The organism is Pseudomarimonas arenosa (assembly GCF_014841215.1).
Classification (GTDB): domain Bacteria; phylum Pseudomonadota; class Gammaproteobacteria; order Xanthomonadales; family Xanthomonadaceae; genus Pseudomarimonas; species Pseudomarimonas arenosa.
The window spans coordinates 1-3,316 of the sequence record NZ_JACYTR010000120.1 but is presented as its reverse complement, the minus strand read 5'-3'; the positions used below and the strand labels follow the sequence as shown (position 1 = coordinate 3,316).

Annotated in this window: 4 protein-coding genes; all 4 read left to right on the top strand. The window is 64.3% G+C overall.

Features of this window, described 5'->3' with window-relative positions; all coding sequences use genetic code 11:
- Positions 1-363 precede the first annotated feature (363 nt).
- The 4 genes from IFO71_RS21370 to IFO71_RS21355 all read left to right on the top strand — a co-directional run bounded on the left by IFO71_RS21370 (position 364) and on the right by IFO71_RS21355 (position 3,265).
- A complete protein-coding gene (locus IFO71_RS21370; RefSeq protein ID WP_192031720.1) occupies positions 364-771 on the top strand; it encodes a hypothetical protein in 408 nt (135 codons plus the stop codon).
- Between the two features lie 238 nt (positions 772-1,009).
- Positions 1,010-2,254: a DDE-type integrase/transposase/recombinase gene (locus IFO71_RS21365; RefSeq protein ID WP_192031719.1), complete on the top strand. Its 1,245-nt coding sequence runs from the start codon at positions 1,010-1,012 to the stop codon at positions 2,252-2,254.
- On the top strand, positions 2,251-3,057 hold the full coding sequence (locus IFO71_RS21360) for an ExeA family protein (protein WP_192031718.1): 807 nt from the start codon (positions 2,251-2,253) through the stop codon (positions 3,055-3,057). Before IFO71_RS21365 ends, IFO71_RS21360 begins: the two co-directional genes overlap by 4 nt.
- Positions 3,058-3,076: 19 nt before the next feature.
- The gene (locus IFO71_RS21355; RefSeq protein ID WP_192031717.1) at positions 3,077-3,265 is read left to right on the top strand and encodes a hypothetical protein; all 189 of its coding nucleotides are present in this window, start codon (positions 3,077-3,079) and stop codon (positions 3,263-3,265) included.
- Positions 3,266-3,316: the final 51 nt, after the last annotated feature.

Genomic DNA, 3,316 nt, shown 5'->3' with positions numbered 1-3,316 from the left:
TGTTGATTCCCACACTCCAACCGAACAAACACCCCGCTTTCGGCCATTTTTCGATCGTCGTCGTCAACCGTCGTTGCGACGGTAATTCGGTAAGCGGAATTTCCCAGGAAAACGCTGCGGGTTAGCCGATGGCATCGGCGCCACTGCCGGTACCCGCCACCTCTCGATACCATCCGCGGCCTTTGTCTTCATCGGTCAGCAGCCATTTCGCTCTTCTTCGACGACCTCGACGCGCTGCACCGGGCCTCACTCGGCCTGGACGCTCATCCTGATCCCTTCTGCTGTCGCCGCTGTGGACAAAGCACGCAGTTCGTCTCGCATGGTTTCGTCTATCGCAAGCAGCAGGGCGGCGCGCGCGCGGCGGTGGGCAAGCGCGTGTTCTGCGCCAATCGCGGCGGGCGCCGGGGTTGCGGGGCGACCCTGCGGCTGTATCTCGCCGCGCGGTTGCCGCGTCGGCAGTACGGCGCACCGGTGTTGCAGCGCTTCGTCCGCGCGCTGATGGCCGGGGCGGACGTCGCCGTCGCCTACCTCCAGGCCACCGCTGCGCAGTCCTCGCGACACGGCTGGCGCTGGCTGAGCCGCATGTACGCCCACCTCACCCGTTGGCGGGTCCTTCTGCCCGGCCCTGACGCGCAGGATGCCGCGCCGTTTGCCTCCCGATCGCCGCGTCTGCGCCTGCTGCTGCCAACGCTGGTCGCACTCCATCGGCGCTTGGGCGATGCCTTCGTCACCCGCTTCCAGCTCCAGCAGCAGGCGTCCTTCCTGCCTTAACGCATCGCTTGGCGCACCCGCAGTCCGTCTAGTGCGGGGTTTTCGCTCTCCACACCACCGGTTTAACCACTCGGGGTCGACGGCGCCGTGCTTTCGTCGACCGATTTGTCATCGTCCGCCACGCGATTGCCATCGATCCCTTCGGCCAGGCGGCGCTTGCAACCGATTCCGTCACTCTGCCCTTCGCCATGGCATCAGCCATCCTCGCCTGCGTTGTCCCCACCCGGAGTTCCAGCGCATGGCCAAAGCCCCCAAACCCTCCATCGAACTGCGTCTGCGCGTGCTCGCCGCGGTCGACTACGCCCCCGGCGCGACGATTCGCGAGCGGATCAAACACGTCGCTTCCCGTAGCTTCACCGATGCCGACCGCGGCATCGATTACCGCTTCACCTGGCGCACCATCAGCACCTGGCTGTATCGCTTCAAGAAGCGCGGTCTCACCACCCTCGACAACAAGACCCGCGCCGATCGCGGCCTGCCGCGCAAGGTCAGCCCGCCGCAGCTGGCCGAGGCCATCCACGACGTCCTGCCTTCGCTGTCGCGCAACAAGCAGGGCCAGTTACCCAAGTCCGTGCTGTATCGCCGGCTGCTGGAGAAAGGCCTGTTCACCCGCCGCCAGCTCGCCCCCACCACGTTTTATCGCCGCCTGCGCGAACACCGTCTGCTCGACGATCCCGATACCCACGAGCGCCTCCGGCTGGCCTTCGCCATGCCCTACGCCAACGACCTCTGGCAGGCCGATACCTTGCATGGACCGGCCATTCGCCAAGCCGATGGCACTTGGCGCAAAACCTTCCTGGTCGCCTTCCTCGACGATGCCAGCCGCGTCGTCGCCCATGCCGAGTTCTTCTATCGCGACGATACCGCCAGCATGGTCGACGCCTTTCGCTGCGCCCTGTTCAAACGCGGCAAACCGCAACGCCTGTACTTCGACAACGGCAGCAACTACCGCTCCACCGTCATCCTCCAAGCCTGCCTGCGGCTTGGCATTCATCTGTCGCACGCCCCGATCCGCGACGGCGCCGCCAAAGGAAAGATCGAGCGCTTCTTCCGCGGCTTTCGCGATCGCTTCCTCACCCAACACACCGCGTTCCACTCACTCGCCGAGCTCAACGCCCACACCCAGCACTGGGTCGAGCACGACTACAACGATCACTACCATTCCGGCATCCAGATGAAACCGCTCGACCGCTTCAATCTCGATATCGGCCGCCTTCAGTTTCTCACCGACGATGCCTACAGCGCCGAGGCCTTCTTCCTCGAATTCGACCGCAAAGTGAGCAAGACCAATGTCTTCTCGCTCAATGCCCAGCGCTTCGAGTGCCCGGTTGATCTGCGTGGCCAGACCGTCCAAGTCCGGTTCGATCGCCAGCGACCCCAGCACGTCATCGTCTTCTACGCCGGCCAACGCATGGGCGAAGCCACCGTGCTCGATCCGGTGCACAACGCCTTGGCCCGTTCACCGCTCAAGGAATCCGCATGATCAAAGCTACCCTCGGCCTCACCCACGAACCGTTCCATCGCAACCAGGCGCCCCTGCTGCCGCCACAACAGCAGATCGCCGAGATTTTGCATATCCACGCCCAGCACGGTGGCTTCGCCGTCATCCTCGGCGCCCCCGGCGTCGGCAAAACCGTGCTGCGCGAACACCTCGAACAACGCACCGATCGCGGCGAGACCATCGTCGCCAGCGTCAGCCGAACCCTGCACAGCTATCTTAACCTGCTGCTCCAACTGGCCGACGCCTTCAAGCTCGACGCTCCGCTGCGGCAACTCGAATCCGCGCTCATCCAAACCGCCTACGCCCACGTCCGCGAACGCAAAACCCTCTACCTCGTCATCGACGAGGCCCACCTGCTCGACATCGGCGTACTACGCAAACTCCGCCTGTTGTTCGAACGCTTCCCGAAAAAACATCTGCTGGTCCTGCTCGGCCAGCCCGATCTCATGCACACCCTCGCGCTGCTCCCCAATGCCGACATCAAGAGCCGCATCACCTATTCGGCCACCCTGTGGCCACTGGCCGACCCCGACCTGCGCGCCTTTATCAGCACCGAACTCGACGCCGTCCGACTCGGCGCCAACACCTTTGACGAGGCCGCCCTCGACCTCATCCTGCGCAACGCCCAAGGCAATCTCCGCCTCGCCCGTCACCTCTGCCACGGCAGCCTCCTCGAAGCCTGCCGCGACGGCCAACGCCAAGTCTCCATCGCCCACGTCAACGACGTCCTCATCCAGCCGCACTGGCGATCGCATGAGCAGCTGATCAAAGGGCAGGTTAAGTGAACCCCTTGAGCGAACCGCCATGAACATGAAACTCGTCCAACTCCCCCTGCATCTCAGCCCCGACCACGCCCTGACCCTGATCGACTTCCTCGATCAGCTGCAATCCACCCTGTGGAACCACTACGGCGACGCCATACAACGCGATCTGCGCGCCACCACTCACACCGACCACAGCACGCAAGACTTCGACGACAGCGTGTCGTTCTGATCGTCTCCCGACGCCAGCGCTGGAGCTGGCGTCGGCATTTCCGCCGCCGTC